Source organism: Pseudoroseicyclus sp. CXY001 (assembly GCF_041714655.1).
Classification (GTDB): domain Bacteria; phylum Pseudomonadota; class Alphaproteobacteria; order Rhodobacterales; family Rhodobacteraceae; genus Pseudoroseicyclus_A.
In genome coordinates this window covers 2,617,848-2,642,748 of record NZ_CP168219.1, presented here as the reverse complement: position 1 = coordinate 2,642,748, position 24,901 = coordinate 2,617,848, and the positions used below count along the sequence as shown (strand labels likewise).

Genomic DNA, 24,901 nt, shown 5'->3' with positions numbered 1-24,901 from the left:
TGCCTCCTTGACCTTCCAGTGACTGGAAGCCCTATCTAACGGGTCCTGCCCGATCTGACCAGAAGGTGCCGCATGAGCCCCGATTCGCTGCCGCCCGTCACCCGCGACCCCGTTTGCGGGATGACCGTCGATCCCGACGCCGGAAAACCCCAGGCCGAACACGGGGGCCGCGTCTTCCACTTCTGCTGCGCGGGCTGCCGGGACAAGTTCGTCGCGGCGCCGGAGGAGTATCTCTCCGCCGAGGACCCGGTCTGCGGCATGAGCGTCGACCGCGCCACCGCCCGGCACATGGTCAAGCACGAGGGCCAGAAGCACTATTTCTGCTCGGCGCGCTGCGAAGAGCGCTTCACGGCCGAGCCGGAGGCCTTCGCCTCGGGCCGCCCGGCGCCGGCCCCCGCGCCCGAAGGCGCGCTCTACACCTGCCCGATGGACCCCGAGATCGTGCAGGACCATCCCGGCGACTGCCCGATCTGCGGCATGGCGCTGGAGCCGATGATGCCCTCGGCCGATGCGGGCCCGAATCCCGAACTCGCCGATTTCCGCCGCCGGCTCTGGATCGCGGCGCCGCTCGCGGCAGCGGTCTTCGTGCTCGAAATGGGCAGCCATCTCGGCCTTCCCTTCGCCGACTGGATCGGCCATCGCGCCTTCGGCTGGGTGCAGGCAGCTTTGGCGACGCCGGTGCTCTGGATCTGCCGGCCGTTCTTCCGCCGCGCCTGGAATTCGGTGACCAACCGCAGCCCCAACATGTGGACGCTGATCGGCCTCGGCACCGCGGCGGCCTGGATCTTCTCCATCGTCGCGCTTCTCGCGCCCGGCGCCTTCCCCGAGGCGATGCGGGGGCCGGGCGGCATGGTGCCCGTCTATTTCGAGGCGGCGGCGGTGATCCTCGTTCTCGTCCTCGTCGGCCAGATCATGGAGCTCTCGGCCCGCGAGCGGACGGGCGACGCGATCCGTGCGCTGATGTCGCTCGCCCCCAAGACCGCACGGCGGGTGACGGAGGAGGGCGAGCGCGACGTGCCGCTCGATTCGCTCAAGACCGGAGACATCCTCCGCGTCCGCCCCGGCGAGACGGTGCCGGCGGATGGCGAGGTGACGGAAGGCAGCTCCAGCGTCGATGAGAGCATGCTGACCGGCGAGCCGATTCCGGTGGAGAAGGCCCCCGGCACCGCCGTCACCGGCGGCACGAGCAACGGCTCCGGCAGCTTCCTGATGCGCGTGGGCGCCGTCGGTGCCGACAGCACGCTGCAGCGGATCGTCGAGATGGTGGCCAAGGCGCAGCGGAGCCGCGCCCCCATCCAGGCGCTGGCCGACCGGGTGGCCGGCTACTTCGTGCCCGCCGTGGTGGGCATCGCGCTGCTCGCCTTCCTCCTCTGGATGGTCTTCGGGCCGGAACCGGGGCTCTCCCACGCCGTGGTCGCCGCGGTCAGCGTGCTCATCATCGCCTGCCCCTGCGCGCTCGGCCTCGCGACGCCGATGTCGATCATGGTGGCAACAGGGCGGGGTGCCCATGCCGGGGTGCTGATCCGCGATGCCGAGGCGCTGGAGCGCTTCGCCGCCACCGGCGCGCTCGTCTTCGACAAGACCGGCACGCTCACCGAGGGCCGCCCGAGCCTCACCGACGTGGTGCCGGTGGAGGGCGAGGCGGAGGCCGACCTCCTCACTCTCGCCGCGGCGCTGGAGCGCGGCTCGGAGCATCCGCTGGCCGCGGCGATCCTCGCCGGGGCGGAAGCTCAGGGCCTCTCCCTGCCGCCGGCGGAGGATTTCGCCGCCGTCACCGGCCAGGGCGTCACCGCGACCATCGCCGGCCGCCGGGTGGCCCTCGGCAATGCGGCGCTCCTCAAGGGCGAGGGGGTCGAGCCGGGCGGGCTCACCGAGACCGCAGCCCGGCTGCAGGCCGAGGGCAAGACGGCAATCTACATCGCCGCCGACGGCCGGGCGCTCGGCCTCATCGCCGTCGCCGACCGGGTGAAGGAGGGCGCCGCCGAGGCGCTGGCGGCGCTCCGGGCCGAGGGCCTGCGCCTCGTCATGGCGACGGGCGACGCCCGCGCCACGGCAGAGGCGGTGGCCAAGCGGCTCGGCATCGACGAGATCGCCGCCGAGGCGAGCCCGGAGGACAAGGCGGCGCTGATCGCGCGGCTGCAAGGCGAGGGGCTCTCGGTCGCCATGGCCGGTGACGGGGTGAACGATGCGCCGGCGCTGGCGGCGGCCGATGTCGGCATCGCCATGGGCACCGGCGCCGATGTCGCCGTCGAAAGCGCCGGGATCACGCTGGTGAAGGGCGACCTCGCCGGCATCCTGCGCGCCCGGCGGCTGGCGGAGGCGGCGATGCGCAACATCCGCCAGAACCTCGCCTTCGCCTTCGTCTACAATGCCGCGGGCGTGCCGCTGGCGGCCGGGCTGCTCTATCCGTTCTTCGGGATCGTGCTCTCGCCCGTGATCGCGGCGGCGGCGATGAGCCTCTCCTCCGTCTCGGTGATCGGCAATGCGTTGCGGCTGCGGTCAGTGAAGCTCTGACCTCAGGCCTCCAGCCCGGGCGGCGGCGCGGCGCCGTCCGGGTAGAGGCCGAGCACCTTGAAGAGCCCGCCCATCTCGTCCGGGTGGACGAGCCGGCGATGGGCGGCGGCGATCTCCGCCGCATCGCCGCCGGCGGCAACGAGTGCCCGGGCGCGCTCGGTGATGCCGAGCCGCTCGAGGAACGCCCCTTGCGTCTCGAGCCGCGTGGCCCGGGCCGGGGCGGCGGCCGCGGCGATGGGTTCGAAATCCACATGCGCCGTCAGGTCGGCCTGGCCGGGATTGGCGAGCGGGTCGGCCCTGGCGCCGGCCTCGATCGCCTGGAAGGTGTCGCCCCGGGAATGCCAATCGCCGTAATCGAGGATCAGCGCGGCGCCGCCATGCTCCGCGATCCGCCGGCCCAGTTCGGCGGCGATGCCGGGAGCGGCGGGGCAGAGCTCGACCATCTGGTTCTCTTCCGTGTCGCCGAGCCGGTGGGCGAGGGCGCCGACGGGCCCCGGCTCCGTCAGCCCGAAGGTCAGCGCGTCGTCGCGGACGCCCACCACCCGCTCCGCCCAGCCCTCCCCCCGGCGGAGGAACTGGCGTATCGGCAGCACGTCGAAGAACTCGTTGGCGATCACGAAGAGCGGCCCCTCGGGGAGCGAGGCGACCTGCGCATGATGCGTGACGCCGGGCAGGCGCCGCGCCTGCTCCTCTCGCAGGACCGGCGAGGCCTCGACCAGATGCACCTCCGCCGCCGCATGGAAGCCCGGCACGGCGCGGGTGGCACGCAGCGCATCCTCCATCAGCACCCCCCGCCCCGGGCCGAGCTCGGCGAGGACGATGCGCCCCGGCCGCCCCTGCGCGGCCCAGGTGGCGGCGAGCGTCAGGCCGAGGAGCTCGCCGAACATCTGGCTGACCTCGGGCGCGGTGGTGAAATCGCCCCGGCCGATGCCGGGGCGGGTGGCGTAATAGCCATGCTCGGGGTGAAAGAGCGACTCCGCCATGTAGTCGGAGATGGTCATGGGGCCGGTCTGGGCGATCCGGGCGACCAGGCGCTCGGCGAGCGGCGTCACGGGGCGGCCCGGCGCCGCGCCCGGGCCCGCGCGAAGCCGAAGAGCCAGATCCCGAAGAGCACCATTGGCAGCGACAGGAGCTGGCCCATCGTCAGCCCGTAGCCGCCCCAATGGAGCGCGAGGCCGAGCGGATTGCCCTCCGAGACGAATTGCGCATCCGGCTGGCGGACGAATTCGAGGAGGAACCGCGAGGTGCCGTAGATGACGAGGAACATCGCGAAAATCGTCCAGGGGCGCTTCAAGGCGCCCCAGCGGAAGCCGGCGAGCATGAGGATCGTGCCCATCACGAGCCCCTCGAGCCCCGCCTCGTAGAGCTGCGAGGGGTGGCGGGCGCAGAGAAGCAGCGTCGAGCCGCAATCCTGCGCCGCCTCGCCGGGGAAGACCACGCCCCAGGGCAGATCCGTCGGCCGGCCCCAGAGCTCGTTGTTCACGAAATTGGCGCAGCGGACGAGGAAGATCGCCACCGGCGCCGTCATCGCCACGAGGTCCGCCAGCGCCGAGAGCGGCACCCTGTGCTGCCGCGCGAAGATCGAGACGGCGATGACCACGCCGAGGAAACCGCCGTGGAAGGACATGCCGCCATCCCAGATGCGGATGATCTCCAGCGGGTTGGAGAGGTAATAGGCGGGCTGGTAGAAGAGCACGAAGCCGAGCCGCCCGCCCGCGATGACGCCGAGGACGACGGCGGTGAGGAGCGATTCGGTCTCTGCCGGCTGCATGGGCGGCGGGCCGGACCAGAGCCGGGGGCGGCGAAGCGCGGCGACGAGGATCCGCCAGCCGATCAGGATGCCGACGATATAGGCGAGCGCGTACCAGCGGAGCGCCAGGGTCATCCCGAAGAGCTCGATCGAGAAGACATCGGGCGAGATGTCGGGGAAGGGGATGCCGTTCATGCGGCCTTCCTCCAACGCCGCCGGGCCTCTGTCAATCGCCCGCCCTTGCGGCAGCGCTGGGGCCGGACCATATGAGGGGGGACAGATGGAGGGCAAAGATGCAGACCCGCAACAAGATTTTCGACGACCTCTCGGAGCTGATGTCGAACGCCATGGGCGTCGCGCAGGGCGCGCGGACGGAGGCGGAGACGGCCTTCAATGGCCTCGTCGACCGCTGGCTGGCCGACCGCGACTTCGTGACCCGCGAGGAGTTCGAGGCCGTCCGCGCCATGGCGCAGAAGGCCCGCGAGGAGAACGAGGCGCTCAAGGCCCGCGTCGCGGCGCTCGAGGGCAAGCACGCCGGCGAATAAGGCGGCTCAGGGCGCGCCCGCGCCCGCCGCCAGCCAGCCGGTGAAGATGGCCGCCGCCCGCGGCGCGCCGGGCCGGCTCAGCACCACGTAGCGGCGCCCGGTGTCGGCAAAGCCGAACGGGGCGGCGAGCTGGCCTGACGCCAGATCCTCGCAGACCAGCACCTCCGGCGCGATGGCCACGCCAAGGCCGGCGCGCGCCCCTTCCAGCATGAAATAGAAATGCTCGAAGTGCCGCCCCTCGGGGCCCGGCTTCGGCCAGGCGCGCGCCCGGCACCACTCGCTCCAGGCGCTGGGCCGGGTCCTGGTGTGCAGGCGGGGCAGGGCGAGAAGCTGCGCTGGCGTGTTCGCCCCCTCCACGAGGTCGGGCCGGGCCACGGGGCCGGAGCAATCGGCGAAGAGCTCCGTCACCTCGGCGCCGTGCCAGGGGCCGGGGCCGACGCGGATGGCGAGGTCGAAGGGGGCCGTGGCAAAATCCACCGGACCGTCCGCCGCCGTCAGCCGGATCTCGATCTCGGGATGCGCCACCTGGAAGCCGAAGAGCCGGGGGATCAGCCAGCGCATCGCCAGCGTCGAGGTACAGGAGACATCCAGCGCTTGCCGCTCTGCCCGCATCATGCGCGCCACCGCCGCCTCGATCCGGTCGAAGCTCTCCTTGAGGGCCGGGTGGAGCGCCCGCGCCGCCTCTGACGGCACCAGCCGGTTGCGCGGCCCGTCGAAGAGGCGGACCCCCAGCACCCCCTCCAGCCCGCGCACCTGCCGGGAGACGGCGCTGTGCGTCACGCCCAGCTCCGCCGCCGCAAGCCCCATTTGCCCGTGGCGCATGGTCGCCTCGAAGGCGCGGAGGGCATTGAGGGGCAGGGCGCCGCGCTTCATGTGCGATTTCCTCACAGATGCCTGAAGATATCCTCGTTTTTCCTCGGCCCCGCAATGGGGGAGGAGAGCGGCATGGCACATGACCTCCCCCGGACCACCCGCTGACATGGCGCCGCATGTCTTCTTCGCCGTGCTGGCCGCGGCGCTCCTCCATGCCGGCTGGAACGCCGTCATCAAGCGCGCGGCCGGCGGCCCGGCTCCGATGCTGCTTCTGGCGCTGGTGCAGGGGGCCATCGCGCTGCCGCTGCTCTTCATTGTCCCCCTCCCGGCCGCCCAGGCGTGGCCCTGGGTGCTGGCGGGCGGTGCGCTCCACGCCGGCTACAAGCTGATGCTGGCGCAGGCCTATGCCCATGCCGATCTGAGCATGGCCTACCCGATGGCGCGCGGCACGGCGCCGCTCATCGTGATGGTCGTCTCTGCCCTCTGGCTCGGCGCCAGCTTCGGGATCACCGAACTTGCCGCCATCACCGCGATATCCGCCGGGGTGCTGCTGATGGCGCTCCGGGGGGCGAGCGCGCCGCTCAGGGGGCGGGCGCTTTTCTACGCGCTGGCCACCGCCGGCTTCACCGCCAGCTACACGCTGGCCGACGGGGTGGGGGCACGGCTGGCCGGCACCGCCTCGGGCTTCGTGCTCTGGATGGTGCTTGTCGACACGGTGTTGATGGCCGCCGCCGCCGGGCTCACCTGCGGCCGCGCCGCCTTTCGGGGACTGGTGCGAGCCTGGCGCACCGGGGTGCCGGCGGGGGCCATGTCGCTCGGCGCCTACTGGATCGCCGTCTGGGCCTTCACCCAGGCGCCGCTGGCGCTCGTCGCGGCCTTGCGCGAATCGTCGATCCTCTTCGCGACGCTGATCGCCGCCTTCGTCCTGCGCGAGCCGGTCGGCCCGTGGCGCTGGGTGGCCGCCGGCCTAATCGCCGGCGGCGTGGTGCTGACGCGGCTCTAGTGGCCGCCCCGGGGCGGCGCTGTCGTCAGAGCGACTCGAGATACGCCGCGAGCACGTCGCGGGCCGCTGCGAGGTCGGCCTTGTCGGCCATCTCGGTCACCGTGTGGATGTAGCGCGTCCCCACCACGATCCCCACCGCCCGGGCGCCCGCCGCGGACTGCTGGGCGGCGGCGCCGTCCTGGCCGCCGGCGCGAAGCATGGTGCGCTGGAAGGGGATGTCCTTCGCCTTGGCCACCGCTTCGATCTCGCCCACCAGCGCCTTGTCGGCGATGAAGCTCGAATCGCGCAGATGCAGGCCGAAGCCGCGGCCCTGCTCGGTCGTCCGGTCCTGGTCCGGCACGCCGGGCGTGTCGCAGGCGAGCGTCGTGTCGATGCCGAGCCCGATGTCGGGCTGCACGCGGAACGCCGCCGTCCGCGCACCGCGGAGTCCGACCTCCTCCTGCACCGTGAAGACGACATGCACCTCCGCCCCGCGGCCCGCGTCGCCGAGCGCCCGGATCGCCTCCAGCCCCAGCCAGCAGGCGATGCGGTTGTCGAGCGCCTTCGAGACGACCTTGTCGCCGAGCTCGAGGAAGGGCTCGTCCATCACCACGTAATCGCCGACCTGCACCTTGTCCTTCGCCGCCGCGCCGAGGCCGGTGTCGATGAAGAACTCGCTGATTTCGGGGATTTTCTTGCGGTCTTCGGCGGAGGCGATGTGCACCGGCTTGCCGCCGGGGTTCATCACCGCCTTGAGATCGCCCTCCGCCGTGCAGACGAGCACGCGGCGGGAGAAGAGGTTGCGCGGATCGAAGCCGCCGACGGGCTGCACATAGAGGAAGCCCTTGTCGGAGACGTGGTTCACCAGGAACCCGATCTCGTCCATGTGGCAGAGGAGCATGACCTTCGGCGCGCCCTCGGCCGCCGCCTTGCGGACGCAATGGAGCGAGCCCATCGGATCGGTGGTGATCTTGTCGAAGAGCCCCTCCGCCTCGCGGGCGATGAGGTCGCGCACCCGTTCTTCATGGCCGGGGACGCCCGGGGTCTCGCAGAGCTCTTTCAGAAGATCGAGGTTCAGGGGGGCAGTCATGGGGGTCTCCTCAAGGTCGGGATTCGGCCGCGATCCTGCATCGGGGCCGCGCAGGGTCAAGCGTGCCGCCGGGATGCTTGTGGTTACCCACAGCATCCGGTGCCTCATTTCGCATCCTCCCCAAAATATCCGAGATATCCCCACGAAATTGCTGGACAGCCGCCGGAGCCCCCTGCAACCATATCTCGTATGGGAGGGGAGCTCTCTCACCTCCCGTAGAGCAGGCACATAGCGCTAGAGGCGGCTGGCCGCCCCTGCGCTAGAAAACCAGATGAGGCCGCCATGACGCTTTCCGAGCAGTATTTCGAGGCAGACGAGATCGACCCGATCGACGTCGTCGAACACCTTGCCGAGCACCATGACTGGGAGTTCGACAGGATCGCCGACGATCAGATCGCCATGGCCGTCGAGGGCCAGTGGCGCACCTATTCGATCACCCTCGCCTGGTCGGCCTATGACCAGACGCTCAGGCTGATCTGCACCTTCGAGATGGAGCCGCCCGAGGCGCGGCTTCCGGCGATGTACGATCTTCTCAACCGCGTCAACGACATGTGCTGGGCCGGCGGATTCGCCTGGTGGGCCGAGCAGAACCTGATGGTCTGGCGCTACGGGCTGGTCCTCGCCGGCGATCAAGTGGCCAGCGCCGAGCAGATCGACACGATGATCGGCGCCGCCGTCATGAGCTGCGAGCGGTTCTATCCGGCCTTCCAGCTCGTGAGCTGGACAGACCGGACGCCCGCCGATTCCCTGCAGGTCGCCATCGCCGAGGCCTACGGGCGCGCCTGACGGGAAAGGGCCCGCCAGGGCGGGCCCCTCATTGCCCGGCCGCCCGGCCCTTGCTAGAGGGCCGGGCCATGGCCGACAAAGATGACAGTTCCGACGCGCGCGAGAAAGGCCCCGACGGGGAGCCCTGGCGCAACTTCTACGGCCGCATCCACGGCAAGACGCTCCGCGCCTCGCAGAAGGAGGCGCTGTCCCGCGACCTCGATGAGCTGACCCTCCGAGGCGTGACCCGTGAGGAGAACCCTTCCCGCACGCCGCTCGACCTCGCCGGGCTCTTCGCAGACAGACCTGTCTGGCTCGAGATCGGCTTCGGCGGCGGCGAGCATCTGGTGCACATGGCGGCACGCTATCCCGAGGTGCAGATCCTCGGCGCCGAGCCCTTCGTCAACGGCATTGCCATGCTCCTCGGCAAGATCCGGGCGGCGGGGGTGGAGAACCTCACCATCCATCCCGGCGACGTGCGCGACCTCCTCGACGTGCTGCCGGAGGGGAGCGTCTCGAAGGCCTTCCTCAACTATCCCGACCCCTGGCCGAAGCGCCGCCACCACCGGCGCCGCTTCGTGACGGAGGGCTATCTGGCGCTCCTCCACCGGGCGATGGCGCCGGGGGCCGAGTTCCGTGTGGCGACGGATATCCCGAGCTATGTGACCCAGACGCTGGCGGAGGTGCCGAAGGTCGGCTTCACCCGGGTGGATCACCCGATCGGCAGCCCCTGGGACGACTGGCTCTCGACCCGCTACGAGCAGAAGGCGCTCCGCGAGGGCCGGCCGCCGCATTACATGACGTTCCTCAGGGGCGCGGCGCCGGTGCGGCTGCAAGGCCGGCTGATCTGTGCGGGCGAGGCGGAGGCTGCCCTGGTGCGAGCCGCGCTGCCGGAGCATATCCGCCTCTCCCGCGCCGAGCCGGGCTGTCTCCATTTCGAGGTGACGCCGACCGACGACCCTCTGGTCTGGCAGGTGAAGGAGGTCTTCACCGACGCCGCCGCCTTCTCCGCCCATCAGGCGCGGAGCGAGGCGACGCCCTGGGCGGAAGCCGCCAAGGGTGTCGGCGGGGAGTTCGAGGTCACTGGGCTGGACTGACGGCCCCCGGGGGGGCGGAGACCAGAATTCTTCTTTAGAAGAATTTTCGGCCAAAATTTTTCGAGGAAAAATTTTTGGACCTCCCCCGCCGGCCGGTCTAGAACCGCCGGGCAAAGGAGGCCCCCGATGTCCGCCCATGGTGACCCGATCCCGATGATCTCCCGGAAGGGCAAGCCGCTCTCCGGCACGGCCGAGGTGCCCGGCGACAAGTCGATCTCGCATCGCTCGCTGATCCTCGGCGCGCTCTCCGTCGGCGAGACGAAGGTCACCGGCCTTCTCGAAGGGCAGGACGTGCTCGACACTGCCGCCGCGATGCGCGCCTTCGGTGCCGAGGTGACGCGGCACGGGCCGGGCGCCTGGTCCGTCCATGGCGTGGGCGTCGGCGGCTTCGGCGAGCCGGCGGATGTCATCGACTACGGCAATTCCGGCACGGGCGTCCGCCTCGTCATGGGCGCCATGGCGACGACGCCGATTGCCGCGACCTTCACCGGCGATGCCTCGCTCCGCTCCCGCCCGATGGGGAGGATCACCGAGCCGCTGGCGCTCTTCGGGGCCGAGGCGCATGGCCGCGCCGGTGGCCGGCTGCCGCTGGTGCTGAAGGGCGCGCGGAGCCCCGGGCCGGTGCGCTACACGCTGCCGGTCGCCTCCGCGCAGGTGAAATCCGCCGTGCTCCTCGCCGGGCTGAACGCCCCGGGCGAGACGGTTGTGGTGGAGCCCGAGGCGACGCGCGACCATACCGAGCGGATGCTGCGCGGCTTCGGCGCGGAACTCTCGGTCGAGGAGAGCGCCGAGGGCCGGATCATCACGCTGACCGGCCAGCCGGAGCTTCGCCCCCAGACCATCGCCGTGCCGCGCGACCCGTCCTCCGCCGCCTTCCCGGTCTGCGCTGGGCTCCTCGCCGAGGGATCGGACGTGCTCATCCCCGGCATCGGGCTCAACCCGACGCGGGCCGGGCTCTACACGACGCTCCGCGAGATGGGGGCCGACCTCGCCTTCGAGAACGAACGGGAGGAGGGCGGCGAGCCCGTCGCCGACCTCCGTGCCCGCTTCTCGCCCGCCATGCGCGGCATCGAGGTGCCGCCGGAGCGGGCCGCCTCGATGATCGACGAATATCCGGTGCTCTCCGTCGTCGCCGCCTTCGCCGAGGGGAAAACGGTGATGCGGGGCGTCAAGGAGCTGCGGGTGAAGGAAAGCGACCGGATCGACGCGATGGCCGTGGGCCTCCGCGCCGCCGGCGTCGAGGTCGAGGAGGGCGAGGACTGGTGGATCGTCCATGGCCGCGGCATGGGCGGCGTCACGGGCGGCGTGACCGTGCAGAGCCGGCTCGATCACCGGATCGCCATGGCCTTCATGGTGATGGGCCTCGCGACCGAAAAGCCCATGCGGCTCGATGACGGAGGGCCGATCGCCACCTCCTTCCCCATCTTCGAGCCGCTGATGGCGGGGCTTGGCGCCGATATCGCCCGCGAGGCGGAGCCGGCCGACGCCTGAGCCCGCCCCTGCGGAAAAGGGAGGCAGCGGGTCTGCCGCCGCCGCCCCCGGCGCCCTTCCGGCTGGACAGGGCGATTGACGCCGGGGCAGGATTACCCCCGAGGGGGACAGGTCCATGGCACGGAGGCTCACGCGGGCGCTCGGCTTTGTGGCGCTCATCAACTACCTGGGGCTCATCGCCATCGGCGCGCTGGTGCTCGGCCCGGCCGGGGCCGCGCCGCCCGACCTGATGGTCACGGGCTATGGCGTGGCCGAGATCGAGGGTTACCTCGCCGGGTTGGCGGGCGTGACCGACATCTGGCCCCTGGCCGTCGCCCTGCTCGACACGATCTTCCCCATCTGCCTCGGGCTCTTCCTCGCGCTCCTCGCCTTCCGGTGGAACCGCGGGGCGCTCGCGTGGGCCGCGGCGCTGGCGGCGCTCGCCTATATGGGGGCCGACCTCGGCGAGAACTGGCTGATCCGCGCCTTCGCCGCGGGCGCGCCGGTGACGGAGCCGGCCGTGCGCTTCACGGCGCAGGTGACGATGGCGAAATTCGCACTTCTGGCGGTGGCGGTGCTGCTCCTCGCGGTGAGCGGGCGGCGGGGCCGGGCGCGGGCGCGGGCGAATTGACAAGCCGCCCCTCGCGGTGCAGCAGGGCGGCATGATCTTCACGGTGGCCATCGACGGGCCGGCAGCCGCCGGCAAGGGCACGATCGCGCGCGACATCGCCCGGCGTTTCGGCCTCGCCCATCTCGATTCCGGCCTCCTCTACCGCGCCGTGGCGCGCCGCGCGCTGTCGGGCGAGGCGGCGGAGGCGGCGGCGAAGGGGCTCGACCCCTCCGACCTTTCGGAGGCCGGGCTGCGGACGGCGGCGGTCTCCGCCGAGGCGAGCCGGGTGGCGGCGATCCCGGCGGTGCGGGAGGCGCTCATCGACTTCCAGCGCGGCTTCGCGCGGCGGGACGGCGGCGCGGTGATCGACGGGCGCGACATCGGCACGGTGATCTGCCCGGAGGCGGAGGTGAAGCTCTTCGTCACCGCCAGCGCCGAGGTCCGGGCCGAGCGCCGCTGGCGGGAGCTGGGCGGCGATGGCGCGGGGCAGAGCCTCGCGGATGTGCTGGACGACGTCCATGCCCGCGACCGGCGCGACATGGAGCGCGCCACCTCGCCGCTGGTGGCGGCGCCCGACGCGCTGGAACTCGACACCTCGCTCATGAGCATCGCCGAGGCGGTGGAAGCGGCGGCCGCACATGTGGCGGCGCGCCTGCCGGGCTGACCGGCGGTGCTGCAGAGCGCACGCGAGGGCCGGCGGCTCTTCCTGAAGGACGGGCCGCGCGAGGCGGTGGTGGAGGCCTCCGGGCCGGAGGCGGCGCTGGCGGAGGCCTTCGCGCGGGTCGAGGCGACCTTCGCGGAGGCTGGGGAGGCCGGTGACGGGCCGCTGGCAGACGCGCTCGCCGCAAGGCTCCCCGGGGCGGGGCTCACCAAAGCGGTGGTGATCGTGGGCGCGGTGAAGGCGCTCTATCTGACGCCGGGGCCGCGGCTGGTCATCAAGGTGCCCGGCATCGCCGAGGATGCGATGATCTCGGCGCGGGCCGGGGTCGGGGGCATGGCCTCCGCCGGCTGGCGCGGGCGGGCGGGCTCGGCGGGCATCGCCGATGCGGTGACGGTGCTGGCCGCAAGCGCGGCGGCGGCCGAGGCGGCGGCGGTAGAGATCGCCGATGCGGTGATCGTGGAGGCCGAGGGGATCCTCACCGCCCCCTTGCAGGGGCGTCTCGTGACCCGCGCCGTGCCCGAGCTGACGGAGGCGGCGCGGACCACGGCGCTGGCATCAGGCCGGGCGCGGGCCGAGGCGCTTCTGGCCGCCGGCCGCATCGCCTCCGCGACGCTCGTGCTTCAGGGCCGGGCGGTGCAGGTGGGCCGACCCGTCGAACTCTAGCGGGTGGGGCTCTAGCCCCGCCGGTCGCGCTCGCCGACCTTCGATCGGTAGCCCATCGGCGGCGCCTCGGCCTGCTTGTTGGCGGCGATGCCCGACATGAGCGATGTCTCCATCTCGGTATCCAGCTCGCGGGCGCGGGTGACGTAGTCGGGATTGTTGGCCACCGGCACGCCGGGCTTCCACAGCTCCGCCAGTTCGCGGAGGTTGTGCCGGTCGTGGTGGTAAAAAGTCATCTCGGCCTCCGAGGCCTCCCAGTCCGACAGGCCCATCTGCTCGAGCACATAGCGCCCGGCCCGGAGCGAGGAATCGAAGAGCTCGCGCACGATGTCGTTCGCGCCGGCGTGGTAGAGCTGGTAGGCATGCACCCGGTCATAGGCGCGCACGACGATGTGCAGGTCCGGCCGCTGGCGCCGCGCGTGGCGCACGAGGCGGAGCGCCGAGGCGCGGTCGTCCAGCGCCACCACCAGCACCTTGGCATGCATGAGCCCGGCGGCATTCAGCACCGAGGGCTGCGTCGGGTCGCCGAACCAGGTGCGCATCCCGAAGGTGCGCATCGTCTCGATGGCCGCCATGTTGTTGTCGAGCACCACGGTCTCGAAGCCGGCGGAACGCACGAGGCGGTTCACCACCTGCCCGAAGCGGCCGATGCCGGCGATGATGACGGGGCCCTGATCCTCCACCTCGTCGGGCTCGCCCGCCGCCTCGCCGGGGCCGCGCCTCGCGAGGCGCTCGTAGAGGATGAAGAGGAGCGGCGTCATCAGCATCGACAGCGCGATGACCATGTTGAGCCGCTGCTCGTAGATCGGCGGCAGCACGTTCTGCGCCAGGCTGAACGAGGCGAGGACGAAGCCGAACTCCCCCGCCTGTGCCAGCGACAGGGTGAAGAGCCAGCGGTCGCGGCTCTCCAGCCGGAAGATCCGGGCGAGGATGTAGAGAACGGCGCCCTTGAGCGCCATCAGCCCGAAGGTCAGGCCCAGGAGCAGGAGCGGCTCGTTCAGGAAGGCATTGACCGAGAAACCGGCGCCCACGGTGATGAAGAAGAGCCCGAGGAGCAGCCCCTTGAAGGGCTCGATGTCGCTCTCGAGCTCGTGGCGGAATTCCGAAGAGGCGAGGACGACCCCGGCCATGAATGTGCCGAGCGCGGGGGAGAGCCCGACGGCCCCCATGAGCACGGCGATGCCGACGACGATGAGGAGCGCGAGGGCGGTATACATCTCCGGCAGGCGGGCCTGGTGGATGTAGCGGAAGACGGGGCGGGCCCCGTAGATGCCGGCGAGCAGGATGGCGCCGATGATGCCGAGCGTGACGAGCGTCACTCCCCAGCCGGGCATGTTCTCTAGGAAATGCGCGGTGGCATGCGCCTCCTCGGCCTCGACATGCTGGAGCGATCCGTCCGGCGCCAGCGCCACCCGCCCGCCGGAGCCGAAGGCAAGGAGCGGCAGGAGCGCGAGGAGCGGGATGACCGCGATGTCCTGCGTGAGGAGGACGGAGAAGACGTTTCGGCCCCCCGCGGTCTGCATCAGCCGTTTCTCGTCGAGCGTCTGCAGGACGATGGCGGTGGAGGAAAGCGCGAGGATGAAGCCGATGGCGAGCCCCTGCTGCCAGGGCAGGCCGCCGCCCCAGATCATCGCCAGGGCCACGGCGCCGGCGGTGAGCCCGACCTGCAGACCGCCGAAGCCGATCAGCTTGTGCCGCATGTCCCAGAGCGCCTTGGGCTCCAGCTCGAGCCCGATGAGGAAGAGCATCATGACGACGCCGAATTCGGCGACGTGGCGGAGGTCTTCGCTCTCCGATCCGACGAGGCCGAAGACCGGGCCGATCAGGATGCCGGCGGCCAGATAGCCGAGGACGGAGCCAAGCCCGAGCCGCGCCGAGAGCGGCACCGCGATGACCGCGGCGGCGAGATAGATGACGGCCTGAAGGAGGAGGGAATCCATGCCGGTGATGTTGCCCGCGCTTCGGGGCGTCGGCAACAGGGGAGAGGGGCCGGACGGGATGGAAGCGGCGGCTTTCGGGGGGCTCTGCCTCAGAAGCAAGCGACCCGGCGGGGGCGGGGTGGCTCCGGCCGGGGGGGGTCAGCCCTCGGCGACCTGGAGCGACAGCGTGCGGCCGCGCTTCACGTAGTTGAGCGCACTGTCGCCGATCACCGTCACCTGGCCGCCGTCGAGCTGGTCACCGACGCCGACGCGCAGATAGCGGCCGTTGGCGAGGCGGACGAGCGCGCGGCGGTCCCCGGGCCGGCCGTAGATGCCGATCAGGTTGATCTGCCGCAGGTTGATCGCGTCGGAAACCGTCGCGGCGCTGGCCACCGATTGCGGCACGGGGCCGGTGGGCTGGGCGGCAGCGGCAACGGCCGGGGCGGAGGCCGGCGCAGCCGCCGGGGCCGGGGTGGGCGAGAGGCCGCGGGCGCGCTGCTGGGCAACGACCTGGGCGAAGTTGCGCGGCCGCGCGCCGGGGCGGCGGGCCTGCGCGACGGCGGAGGCGGTGGCGGTCGCCAGCGGATCGGTCGAGCCGGCGGTGATCTCAAGCAGCGCCGTGGCGAGGCTGGCGCCTTCGGGCGGGCCGGAGCCCTCTTCCTCCGCCAGCTCCTCTTCGCTCGCGGGCGCGAGCCCCTCGGGGCGGTTGCCGGGCCGGGGGCCTTCCCAGGCCGCGAGGATCTGGGGGAAATCGGCGGGGGCGAGGCTGGCGGGGCGGGTGGCCGGCGCGGGGCCCTCCCAGGCGGCGAGAATCGCAGGGGGCGGCTCGCCGGGCCGGGCCTCGGGCGTGGCGGGCGCGGCGCCCTGCTCGTCGTCGCCCGGGGCGGCGGCCTCTGCCTCGCCCGTCTCGTCGGCCGTCTCGTCGCCCGTGGCCTCGCCCGTCACGTCGCCGGTTGCTTCTGCGGCATCGGGGGCGAGCAACGCGAGGGCGCCGGCGGCGTCTTCCGGGCGGAGCGTGGGGCCGGGGCCCGTCCAGGGCGCGAGGATATCGGCGGCGGTCTCTTCGGGGGCGGTCTCTTCGGAGCCCGCCTCAGGCTCGCCCGGCGCCGTGAGCGCATCGAGGCCGACGCCGCCGGGGGAGGCGTCGCTACCGAGCGCGGTGACCACAGGCTCGTCGGGGGCGATCTCGTCGGGGGTCTCGCCCGGCGTTTCATCTGCGGGCAAGGCGGCAGGGTCGGCCTCCGGCTCCTCGGCCTCCACTTGGGCGGCTGCTGCCGCTGCCGCGGCGGCCGCGACGCTTTCCGGCCGCGCCTGCAGGCGTTTCTCGGGCGGCGAGAGCGGCGCATAGGAGGTCGGGAAGACCGGCTCGTCCGGCGCCTCCGTTCCCGGGCGGGTCGGGGGCAGGATATCCGGCCGGCCTGCGTAGATGACGAGCCCCTGCGGCGTGACCGTGCCCTCCTCCGTCGCGAGGAAGAAGCCGCGGGCATCGCGGGGGAATTCGGCGCCGGGCGGCGGCGGCAGGGGCTGGATCCCGAGCCCGGCATCCGGGCCCATCGCCGCGAGGCGGGGCGCCGAAAGCTCGGCCGGCGCCGGCTCCGCAAGGCTGACGGTCAGCGCGTCGAGATCGGCGGTGCGGGGCTGAAGCGGCAGGCGCGGAGCGCGGAGCCAGACGCCCGTCGCGGCATAGAAGCGCTCCGCCTCCGCCGGGCTCGGCACGGCGCCCCGGGCGGCGACGGGGGGCGCCGTGCCGGCCTCGTCCATCTCGTCTGCCTCGTCCGCCTCGGGCGGCAGGAGCGCTTCTCCGGTCTCGGCGAAGGTCGGCGCCTCCTCGGGCGCGGCGGCGCCGGAGATGAGCGACGAGGTGGCGGCAATGGCGCTGTCGAGCTCGGTCCCGGCCTCGTCCTCCGGCAGGGCGGCGAACTCGGTCTCCGGCTCCTCTGACGGGCCGAAGAGCGCGGCCACGACGCGGGGCGCGGCGAAGGCGGCGACGGCCAGCATGACGAGGATGAGGAGCACCGTCAGGATCAGCCCGAGGTAACGGGGCTTGCCGCGCGCTGCCGTGTCGCGGGCGCCGAAGACGGTCATCCGGGCGCGCTCCTCCGGGTCCTCCGGCTTGGCGGCGGTACGGGTCGGTGCGGCGCGGCTCGGCATGGCGGGCGCCGGTGCGGCGCTGGCCGCTGCTGCGGGCGCCTGCTTGGCGCGGGCCGGGAGGAGGCGGGCGGCGAGGGCCCGGGCGCCGCGCGGGGCGGGCGCCGGGCTCTCGAAGGCGAGGGGCGCGGCGGCGCCCGATTCCGCCGGGGCGCCCGCGAGCGGGGCCGGGGCGGGAGCCCGGGGCCGGGCAGGCGCGGCGCCGGGCGGCGTCAGCGCGGGCGCATTCCGGGGCGCGGCAACGGTGCGCGCGGCGAAGAGCCCGGGCTCGGCCGCGGCGGCGCCGGGGCGGAGCGCCTCGGCCTCCGTCGGCGAGACATCGGCGCGGATCTCCTCCGGCGCGCGGGCCTCGGGCGAGACGCCGGTGATGACGGGGGCGAGCCCCTCGGCCGACAGCGGCGCGAGCACCGGGGCGGGGGCGGCCGGGGCAGGGGCGGGCGCCGCTGCAACGGGCGCGGCAGGCGACGCGGCAGCGGGTGCGACGGGCGACACCGGGCCGCCGTTGGGGCGCGGCGGCGGCAGCTTGCGCGCGGCGGGCTTGACGCCGGCGGGGGCCCGCGTCGGGTCTGCCGCGAGCTTGGGGCCCGGCTTGGTCGCGGCCATGGGCGGCGGGCCGGGGCGGCCCGCCATGGCGGGCGCCTTCGCCGGGCCGAGCGCCGCGGGCGGCGCCGGATCGATCCCGGCAGAGGCGGGCCCGGCAGGAACGGGCGCCTCAATGGGGCTGCGGCCCCGCGAGGCGAAGACCGGCTCGGACTTCGGCGGCGGCGCCGGGATCTCCTTCGCGGCCGGCTCGGGCAGAGCGTCGGGTTCCGGCGAGGGCTCCTCCACCGGGGAAGGCTCACGCGCTTCGGTAGGGGCTTCCGGCTCCGGCGGCTGCGGCGCGAGGCCTTCGGGCTCGGGGGAGGGCTCGGGAGCCGGCTCCGGCGCAGCGGGGCGCCGCCGGCGACTGGCGAAGCCGACCTCGCCGGCCGACGTAGGTGCGGGGGCAGGTTCCGGGCTGATGTCGGCCGGCGGCTCTGCGGGCGCGGCCTCCTCCGCCGGGGCGGGGGCCGGCTCAACCGCGGGGGCCTCCACCTCGCCGAGGTCGGCGGGCGGCGGCTCGGGCGGCGTGAGCAGCGGGCTCACGGCCTCCGACGCCGCCTCGGGCGTTGCGGTGATGACCGGCGCGGCCCGGCCGATCGAGCCCTTCTCCCAGGGCAGGCGGGCGCGGGGGCGGCGGAGGTCGCGCGGGTCGATCGCCGTGTCGTCCGCCTCCGGCATCTCGCCGGCCGGCAGGGCCATGGCCGCCGAGGCGGTGGCCCCGAAAAAAGGCTCGCCGTTGAAGGTGAAGGGCTCGGGCGCCGCGACGAAGGCGACCGGGGCGAAGCGATGCTCCACCGCGAAGCCCTCCGCCTCGTCCAGCGTCTCGCGGGCCACGGCGGCGATATAGGTGCGCCCGCCGCCGCGCGAATAGGCATAGGCGAGATCCTCGACGGCATAGGGCGTCGCCCCGTCGAGCGCCGCTTCGACATCCTCCGCACTGGCGCGCGGCGTATCGAGCGCGATGTAGCGGATCTGCTCGTTGGGGATGAGTATCTTCGTCGCCAGCCCCTCTTCTGGCGCGAGCTTGAGCGCGGTGTCGCGCAGCGCCGCGAGGTCGGCGGCGAGATCGCTGGTGTCGAGCTTCACCTCGCCGACGAGCTGCCAGGCGCCGTCCGCCCCATCGGGGCGGTGCAGCAGGCGGATTCCCTCCACCGAAAGCGAGAGTGCGAATGCGGGCTTCATCGGTGGGTCATTATCATCCAGGGGCGCGGGGCGGAAAGGGCGCCGCGGGCGCTCGCCGACCATAGAGCAACTTTCCGCCCGGGGCAAAGATTCGCCCCGCCGAAGGGCTTACACGAAAACTTGCGCCCTGCCGCCAAGGCCGGGCTTGCCGGCTGCGTCATAGATCACAGATGAAGCATCAACCAACGGAGTTAACGATGCGTTTCACCCCCGCCCTTCTCGCCGCCACCCTTGCCGTCGCCCCTCTGGCGGCCGCGCCCGCCCTTGCCGAGGGCGGTCTCATCACCATCTCGGGCCTCGGCGAGGCTGCCGCCAAGCCTGACATGGCCACGATCACGATGGGCGTCGAGCGCCGCGCGGATACGGCTGCGGCGGCGCTTGCGGCCGTCTCGGACGCGCTGCAGCCGGTCATCCAGGAGCTCGGCGCCCTCGGCGTGCCGCCGGCGGATATCCAGACCTCCGGCCTCCGCCTCGATGCCGAGCTTAACTACGATGTCAGCCCGCCGGAGCAGACAGGCTTCGTCGCCGGCTCGACGCTGACGGTGAAGATCACCGATCTGGATGGCGCCGGGGCGCTGATCGACGCGGTGGTCAGCGCCGGGGCCAACCAGCTCCAGGGCATCAGCTTCGGCCTCTCCGACAGTGCCGCGGCGCTGGAGGAGGCCCGCCGCGCGGCGGTCGCCGATGCGCTGGAGAAGGCGCAGGTCTATGCCGATGCCGCCGGGCTGACATTGGGCCCCATCGCGGCCCTCACCGAGGGCGGTGCCTCGCTGCCGCCGATGGCGGCGCAGGAGATGCGGATGATGGATGCCGGCGGCTCGATGCCGATCGCCGCGGGCGAGCTCACCGTCTCGGCCAGCGTCAGCATCTCGTGGGAGATTGCGGACGACGCGGCCGACTGAGGCCTCAGCGCAGCCAGAACCCCGCCTCGCGGATCGCCTTGCGCAGATCGGCCTCGTCGCGCGGCAGCGCGGCGCGGTCGAACATCGCCCGCACCTCGGCGCCCTGACCCCGGTACACCATGCGGTGGACCGGGGGATGGCGTTTGAGGAGCTTTTTCAGCCGGTTCGGCGCGGCCACCTCCTCCAGCACCCGCACGACCTCGTCGCTCTCGCGCGCATAAAGGAGCGGGAAGAGCCGGTAGTGGCAGGTGAGGGCGCCGTCGAGGCCCGAGAGCTCGGCCCCCGGGCGGCCGCCGCCGAGCGAATGGATCACCAGCGGCAGGACGATCTGGTCGAGCCAGGGCGTCAGCGGCTGGATCTCCAGCTCCTTCGGGGGCGCGTCTCGGACGCTGACGGCCCACTCAGAGAAGCGCTTGTGGAAGGGCGCCGGATCGGGCCCGCAGAACCAGCCGGCGTTGAAATAGAGGTAGCGCTCCCAATGCTCGTCGGGCTGGGAGAGGTCGAGCGAGCTCTCGAAATCGAGCCCGAACCGGTCGTAGAGCGAGCGCCAGATGGCGGTGTAGCCGGGCCAGTAGAGCTCCTCCACCGGCCAGGTGCCCGTCCGCCGCATCGAGGCGGCGGGGCGGTGGGCGGAGAGGCCCGCGAGCTCGCCCATAACCAGCGTGTCGCTGTCGAAGAAGAAGAAGGGCTCGCCCTCGGGCAGGAGCTGGAGCGCCTCGATCTTGTTGCCTTGCGGATAGGCCTCGCCGAAAAGCCGCGCCGTGAAGGGGCGGATCTCGGCGCCGAGCCGCTCGAGTTCGGCGCCGCCTTCCGCAGAGAGCGCCGTCTCGCTCCGCCAGAGCCCGCCGCGCTCCGGCTCGGCGACGATCAGGCGCCCCTCGAAGGCGGGAGAATTGGCGCGGAGCGAGGCGGCGAACAGCAGCGCCTCCGCCTCCAGCCGGCCGGCCTGGGCGACGATCAGGATGTTGAACGGCTGGCCTCGGGTTTCGCGCGTCATTCTCTGCCCATGCCCGGTCTTTCGGGCGAGCTTATGGTTTTTTCCCGCCGCATGGCAGGCAGAGGCGGGCGATCAGGCGCGGCGCCGCGCGGCACTGGCGATGCCCGTGCGGGCACCGTGGCCGGAAACCACGTGGTTTCCGGCTCCCATCAGCGGGGCGCCCGGGGCGGCCTGTCAGGTCTGGTCGTCCAGCGCCGCGTCCGGGGCGTTTTTCTTGACCGACTCGATACCGTTGTCGCGCGCCGAGGCGCTCGAATAGGTCTCGCTCGTGCCGATCACCTGGCCGTTGGAGGCCTTGAGATTGAACATCGGTTTGCCGGAGCCGCTGTCCTTGCGCTCGTAGCGGTCATCGTTCGGGGCATTCTTGCGGACGGACTCGATGCCGTTCTCGGCGCTCGCCTTTGCGGTATAGCCCTCGCCGACGAGGATGGTCTCGCCATTGCCGGCCTTCAGCCGAAAGCGGTATTCGCCCGCCTTGTCCTTGTAGAGTTCGAACTTGCCCGCCATGTGCGGCCCCTCCGCTTCAGTTTACCCTGATGGAATTTGGGTCAGACCACAGCCGGATTGCAACCCTCAAAGCGGGGTCGGCGATCTCCTTCGCGCGCCGGCCGGCTGGCCGGCCCCGGTCACACCGGGGCGACCAGCCGCCGCCCGCGCACCGTCTCCACCGCCAGACCGGTGCCGAAGAGACCGCTCAGCATCTCGCCGGTCAGCTTGAGCGAGGCCGGGCCGGAGGTGACGAGCCGGCCCCCCTTCAGCGCCACCACCCGGTCGGCATAGCGCGCGGCGGCGCTGAGATCGTGCAGCACGATGATGACGCTCCGCGCGCCGGGGCCGGGCCGGGTCAGCCCCTGCAGCCGCTCCATCAGGTCGCGGCTGTAGCGGGGGTCGAGCGCCGAGAGCGGCTCGTCGAGGAGCATCCAGGGCGTCTCCTGCGCATAGGCCATCGCCGTGAAGGCGCGCTGGCGCTGCCCGCCGGAGAGCGAATCGAGGAGCTGGCCGGAGAGCGCCGTCAGATCGAAGAGCTCCATCGCCTCCGCCACCTGGCGGTGGTCCTCGGCGCCGGGCCGGCCCTTGTGATGCGGCCAGCGGCCGAAGCCCACGAGATCGGCCACCGTCAGCCGCGCGGTCACCCGTTCGGACTGGGTGAGGAGCGCCACGGCCTTGGCCCGGTCGATCGGCGCGGCGCGCGCCATGTCGAGCCCCTCCACGGTCACCCGGCCACGGGCGGGGCGCAGGAGCCCGGCGAGCGCATGGAGCAGCGTCGACTTGCCCGCGCCGTTCGGGCCGACGAGCGCGGTGATGCCGCCCTGCCCGAAGCGGAGGTTCAGCCCGTCGAGGATGGTTCTGCCGCCGAGGGCGACGCCGAGGGTTTCCGTCTCGATCATCGTGCGGGCCTTCTGAGGACGAGGGTGAGAAACAGGAGGCCGCCGGCGAATTCCACGACGATGGCCAGCGCGGATTGCAGGCCGAGGACCCGCTCGAACACCGTCTGCCCGGCGACGAGGATCATCGCGCCGATCAGCCCGGAGGCGGGGATCAGGAGCCGGTGCCGCCAGGTGCCGAGCGCGGCATGGGCGAGGCTCGCGGCGAGGAGCCCGAGGAAGGCCACGGGCCCGACCAGCGCCGTGGTGAGCGCCACGCAAAGCGTCACCAGCGCCAGGGCGGCCATCGCCACCCTGTCATGATCGAGGCCGATCCCCCGCGCCGTCATCCGACCGAGCGCCGCGGCGTCGAGCGCCGGCGCGAGGCGAAGCGCCGCCGCGAGCGCCAGCACGAGCACGCAGGCCGCCACGGCGAGCTCCGTCCGGTCGACGGCCCCGAACGAGGCGACGCTCGCCTGCTGGACGATGGCGAATTCCGAGGGCTCGAGGAGCCGCCCAGCGAAGCTCGACAGGCCGCGCAGGAACACCCCGAGGATGACCCCGGTCAGGATCATGCGCAGCAGGTCGCCGCTGCCCCGCAGGAAGAGCGTGCCGAAGATGACGAGCCCTGCGATCATCAGGCAGGCCGTCTCCGCCGCGAATTGCGCGAGCCCCGGAAGACTGGCAAAGCCGGCCGCCCCGAGCGTCAGGACCAGGGTCGTCTGGATAAAGACGAAGAGCGAATCGAAGCCGACGATCCCCGGCGTCAGCAGGCGGTTGGCCGCGACGGTCTGGAAGAGGATCGTGGCGGCGCCGACGGCCAGCCCGGTGACGACCAGCGCGGCGAGCTTCGTCACCCTCAGCGACAGGATGAAGCCATAGGGCGCGCGGAGGCCCCAGCCGAGATAGACGGCGCAGAGGAGGACGAGCCCGAGGGCGAGAAGGAGAAGCCGGCGTTCAGGCATCGGCCCGGGCCCGGCGCGGCGGCGCATGCAGGAGCCAGAGGAACAGCCCCGCGCCGAGGATAGCGAAGATCGTGCCGGCGGGGATCTCGTAGGGCCAGCGCACCACGCGGCCGAGGATGTCACAGGCCAGCACCATGGCCGCCCCGGCCCAGGCCACGACGGGCAGGTTCCGCCGCAGATTGTCGCCCCGGAGGCGCGAGACGATGTTCGGCACCACGAGCCCGACGAAGGGGATCGTGCCGACGCTCACCACCACCACGGCGGTGGTGATGGCGACGAGCAAGAGCCCGGCGAGCAGCGTCTGCCGGTAGTTGAGCCCGAGGCTCCGCGCCGCATCCTCGCCGAGGCCGAGAAGCGTGATCCGGTCGGCGACGAGATACAGAAGGATTGCGATGACGGCGACGATCCAAAGGAGCTCGTAGCGCCCCCGAAGGACGCCCGAAAACTCGCCCGATTGCCAGACGCCCACATATTGCACGAGATCGGTGACCCAGGCGATGCCAAGGACGACGGAGCCGATGATCCCGCCATAGATCAGCCCGACGAGCGGCAGGAGCACGGGGTCGCGCCGCGGCACGTGTCGCGCGAGCACGAGGAAGAGCAGCGTCCCCAGAAGCGCGGCCAGGGCGGCGACGGACATCTTGACGATCAGCGCCGCACCGGGGGCGATCAGCGTCACCGCCAAAAGGCCCAGCATCGCCGATTCCGGCGTGCCGACGAGGCCCGGCTCGACCAGACGGTTCTGCACCGCCATCTGCACGACGATCCCCGCCAGTGCCAGGCCGGCCCCGGCAAGCAAAGACGCGAAGGTGCGGGGCAGGCGGCTGACGGCGAGGAGGAGCCCGGCGTCGATGTCGCCGGAGGTGAGGCTCGCGGCGCCAACCAGAACGCTCGCGCCGATCAACAGCGCGAGCGTCAGGGCCGCAAGGAACGTCATGCGGCGCATGGATCAGGAGCGGGCGTTCTGCAGCGCGTCCGTGATCTCTTCGATGGTCAGCATCAGCGACTGGATGCCGCCGCCGACGAGGTAGAGCGCCGCGCTGTCGAGATAGATGATCCGGCCCGTCTCGGCCGCGGTCGTTCCGGCCACGAGCGGGTTGTCCAGCGTCACCGCGGCGGCTTCGCCGTCCTGGCCGATGGCGGCGCCCCGGTCGATGACGAGGATGATGTCGGGATCGACCTCGGCGATGAATTCGAACGAGACGCTTTCGCCATGGGTCTCGGCGTCGAGTTCGGCGAAGGCCTCCGGCAGGCCGAGATCGGTGTGGATCCAGCCGAAGCGGCTGTCATCGCCATAGGCCGAGACCTTGCCGCCGTTGGTGAGCAGGATCAGCGCGTCCCCCATGCCCTCGGCGGCGGACTGGGCGCCCTCGATGGCGGCGTCGAGATCGGCGAGCAGGGCGTCGGCCTCGGCCTCTTTCCCGAAGATGTCGCCATAGGCTTCGACGCGCGCGCGGCCCTGGCCGATCACGTCTTCCCAGATGGTCATGTCGATGGTGGGCGCGATGGCCGAGAGCGGCTCAACCTGGGTCTGCGAGCGACCGCCGGCGATGATGAGGTCCGGCGCCATCACGGCCAGGGCCTCGAAATCGGGCTCGAAGAGCGTGCCCACGATCTCGGCCTCGGCCATGACATCGGCGAGATAGGCGGGCGGCTGGATGTCCGGCACGCCGGCGATCGGCACCCCGAGGGCCTGCAGCGCATCGACGCCGGCGAGATCGAGGACGACGACGGTCTCGGGCGCCGCGGGAACCTCCACGGGGCCGGAGTAGGTCTCGACCGTGACCGTCTGGGCCTGTGCGGCTCCGGCGAAGCTGAGGGCGGCGACGAGGGCAATTGATCTCATGGGTCTCACTTCCAGTTGGTGCGCCGGTGGCGCTTTACT

The 24,901-nt window shown here is 72.3% G+C and carries 22 protein-coding genes and 1 pseudogene; 11 read left to right on the top strand and 12 right to left on the bottom strand.

From position 1 onward, the window contains the following. Positions 1 to 72 precede the first annotated feature (72 nt). Entirely contained in the window at positions 73 to 2,514 is a 2,442-nt protein-coding gene (locus tag ACAZ03_RS12905) for a heavy metal translocating P-type ATPase (protein ID WP_373354162.1), read from the top strand. Between the two features lie 2 nt (positions 2,515 to 2,516). On the opposite strand, the gene ACAZ03_RS12900 is transcribed toward ACAZ03_RS12905, so the two are convergent. Together ACAZ03_RS12900 and lgt are read right to left on the bottom strand one after the other, a co-directional pair. Next, complete coding sequence (locus tag ACAZ03_RS12900; RefSeq protein ID WP_373354161.1) at positions 2,517 to 3,566, bottom strand: class I SAM-dependent methyltransferase; 1,050 nt, start codon at positions 3,564 to 3,566, stop codon at positions 2,517 to 2,519. After that, on the bottom strand, positions 3,563 to 4,459 hold the full coding sequence (lgt, locus tag ACAZ03_RS12895) for a prolipoprotein diacylglyceryl transferase (RefSeq protein WP_373354159.1): 897 nt from the start codon (positions 4,457 to 4,459) through the stop codon (positions 3,563 to 3,565). The genes ACAZ03_RS12900 and lgt overlap by 4 nt, the downstream gene beginning before the upstream one ends. Positions 4,460 to 4,557: 98 nt before the next feature. Between lgt and ACAZ03_RS12890 the strand changes: the two genes are divergently transcribed. Beyond that, positions 4,558 to 4,809, top strand: coding sequence for an accessory factor UbiK family protein (locus ACAZ03_RS12890; protein ID WP_373354158.1), 252 nt, complete (start codon positions 4,558 to 4,560; stop codon positions 4,807 to 4,809). Between the two features lie 6 nt (positions 4,810 to 4,815). On the opposite strand, the gene ACAZ03_RS12885 is transcribed toward ACAZ03_RS12890, so the two are convergent. After that, positions 4,816 to 5,682 carry a LysR substrate-binding domain-containing protein gene (locus ACAZ03_RS12885; RefSeq protein WP_373354156.1) on the bottom strand — a complete coding sequence of 289 codons (867 nt, stop codon included), beginning with the start codon at positions 5,680 to 5,682 and terminating at the stop codon, positions 4,816 to 4,818. A 106-nt stretch (positions 5,683 to 5,788) separates the two neighbouring features. On the opposite strand from ACAZ03_RS12885, the gene ACAZ03_RS12880 reads away from it, so the two are divergent. Continuing rightward, positions 5,789 to 6,625: an EamA family transporter gene (locus ACAZ03_RS12880; protein WP_373354155.1), complete on the top strand. Its 837-nt coding sequence runs from the start codon at positions 5,789 to 5,791 to the stop codon at positions 6,623 to 6,625. A gap of 25 nt (positions 6,626 to 6,650) precedes the next feature. Here the strand turns inward: ACAZ03_RS12880 and ACAZ03_RS12875 are convergent, their stop codons facing one another. Beyond that, entirely contained in the window at positions 6,651 to 7,682 is a 1,032-nt protein-coding gene (locus ACAZ03_RS12875; RefSeq protein ID WP_373357082.1) for a M42 family metallopeptidase, read from the bottom strand. Positions 7,683 to 7,976: 294 nt separating this feature from the next. Here ACAZ03_RS12875 and ACAZ03_RS12870 point away from each other — a divergent pair, with 294 nt between their 5' ends. The 7 genes and pseudogenes from ACAZ03_RS12870 to ACAZ03_RS12840 all read left to right on the top strand — a co-directional run bounded on the left by ACAZ03_RS12870 (position 7,977) and on the right by ACAZ03_RS12840 (position 12,960). Next, on the top strand, positions 7,977 to 8,480 hold the full coding sequence (locus ACAZ03_RS12870) for a YbjN domain-containing protein (protein WP_373354153.1): 504 nt from the start codon (positions 7,977 to 7,979) through the stop codon (positions 8,478 to 8,480). A 68-nt stretch (positions 8,481 to 8,548) separates the two neighbouring features. Beyond that, a pseudogene (locus tag ACAZ03_RS12865) lies at positions 8,549 to 9,271 on the top strand (tRNA (guanine(46)-N(7))-methyltransferase TrmB); the annotation flags it as partial. Then, the gene (locus tag ACAZ03_RS12860) at positions 9,257 to 9,556 is read left to right on the top strand and encodes a putative quinol monooxygenase (protein ID WP_373357081.1); all 300 of its coding nucleotides are present in this window, start codon (positions 9,257 to 9,259) and stop codon (positions 9,554 to 9,556) included. The pseudogene ACAZ03_RS12865 and the gene ACAZ03_RS12860, both read left to right, overlap by 15 nt. A 126-nt stretch (positions 9,557 to 9,682) precedes the next feature. Continuing rightward, the gene (gene aroA / locus ACAZ03_RS12855) at positions 9,683 to 11,047 is read left to right on the top strand and encodes a 3-phosphoshikimate 1-carboxyvinyltransferase (protein ID WP_373354151.1); all 1,365 of its coding nucleotides are present in this window, start codon (positions 9,683 to 9,685) and stop codon (positions 11,045 to 11,047) included. A 115-nt stretch (positions 11,048 to 11,162) separates the two neighbouring features. Further along, entirely contained in the window at positions 11,163 to 11,657 is a 495-nt protein-coding gene (locus tag ACAZ03_RS12850) for a hypothetical protein (RefSeq protein ID WP_373354149.1), read from the top strand. A gap of 31 nt (positions 11,658 to 11,688) precedes the next feature. Further along, a complete protein-coding gene (locus tag ACAZ03_RS12845) occupies positions 11,689 to 12,300 on the top strand; it encodes a d(CMP) kinase (RefSeq protein ID WP_373354148.1) in 612 nt (203 codons plus the stop codon). Positions 12,301 to 12,306: 6 nt separating this feature from the next. Continuing rightward, a complete protein-coding gene (locus ACAZ03_RS12840; RefSeq protein ID WP_373354146.1) occupies positions 12,307 to 12,960 on the top strand; it encodes a hypothetical protein in 654 nt (217 codons plus the stop codon). 11 nt (positions 12,961 to 12,971) lie between these two features. Here the strand turns inward: ACAZ03_RS12840 and ACAZ03_RS12835 are convergent, their stop codons facing one another. Next, positions 12,972 to 14,897: a monovalent cation:proton antiporter-2 (CPA2) family protein gene (locus ACAZ03_RS12835; protein ID WP_373354144.1), complete on the bottom strand. Its 1,926-nt coding sequence runs from the start codon at positions 14,895 to 14,897 to the stop codon at positions 12,972 to 12,974. A 138-nt stretch (positions 14,898 to 15,035) separates the two neighbouring features. Next, complete coding sequence (locus tag ACAZ03_RS12830; RefSeq protein ID WP_373354142.1) at positions 15,036 to 18,788, bottom strand: hypothetical protein; 3,753 nt, start codon at positions 18,786 to 18,788, stop codon at positions 15,036 to 15,038. A gap of 197 nt (positions 18,789 to 18,985) precedes the next feature. Between ACAZ03_RS12830 and ACAZ03_RS12825 the strand changes: the two genes are divergently transcribed. Beyond that, positions 18,986 to 19,690 (top strand): SIMPL domain-containing protein, encoded by a 705-nt coding sequence (locus ACAZ03_RS12825; protein ID WP_373354140.1) that lies wholly within the window; start codon positions 18,986 to 18,988, stop codon positions 19,688 to 19,690. Between the two features lie 4 nt (positions 19,691 to 19,694). Here ACAZ03_RS12825 and ACAZ03_RS12820 read toward each other — a convergent pair whose 3' ends face one another. From ACAZ03_RS12820 to ACAZ03_RS12795, 6 genes are all read right to left on the bottom strand, one after another. After that, the gene (locus ACAZ03_RS12820) at positions 19,695 to 20,687 is read right to left on the bottom strand and encodes a hypothetical protein (protein ID WP_373354139.1); all 993 of its coding nucleotides are present in this window, start codon (positions 20,685 to 20,687) and stop codon (positions 19,695 to 19,697) included. Between the two features lie 174 nt (positions 20,688 to 20,861). Beyond that, the gene (locus ACAZ03_RS12815; protein WP_373354137.1) at positions 20,862 to 21,194 is read right to left on the bottom strand and encodes a YegP family protein; all 333 of its coding nucleotides are present in this window, start codon (positions 21,192 to 21,194) and stop codon (positions 20,862 to 20,864) included. A 119-nt stretch (positions 21,195 to 21,313) separates the two neighbouring features. Beyond that, a complete protein-coding gene (locus tag ACAZ03_RS12810) occupies positions 21,314 to 22,075 on the bottom strand; it encodes an ATP-binding cassette domain-containing protein (RefSeq protein ID WP_373354136.1) in 762 nt (253 codons plus the stop codon). Beyond that, a complete protein-coding gene (locus ACAZ03_RS12805) occupies positions 22,072 to 23,016 on the bottom strand; it encodes an iron chelate uptake ABC transporter family permease subunit (RefSeq protein ID WP_373354135.1) in 945 nt (314 codons plus the stop codon). Before ACAZ03_RS12805 ends, ACAZ03_RS12810 begins: the two co-directional genes overlap by 4 nt. Beyond that, positions 23,009 to 23,962, bottom strand: coding sequence for an iron chelate uptake ABC transporter family permease subunit (locus tag ACAZ03_RS12800; protein ID WP_373354134.1), 954 nt, complete (start codon positions 23,960 to 23,962; stop codon positions 23,009 to 23,011). The genes ACAZ03_RS12805 and ACAZ03_RS12800 overlap by 8 nt, the downstream gene beginning before the upstream one ends. Before the next feature lie 3 nt (positions 23,963 to 23,965). Further along, positions 23,966 to 24,862, bottom strand: a complete 897-nt coding sequence (locus tag ACAZ03_RS12795; RefSeq protein ID WP_373354132.1) for a siderophore ABC transporter substrate-binding protein — start codon at positions 24,860 to 24,862, stop codon at positions 23,966 to 23,968. Positions 24,863 to 24,901: the final 39 nt, after the last annotated feature.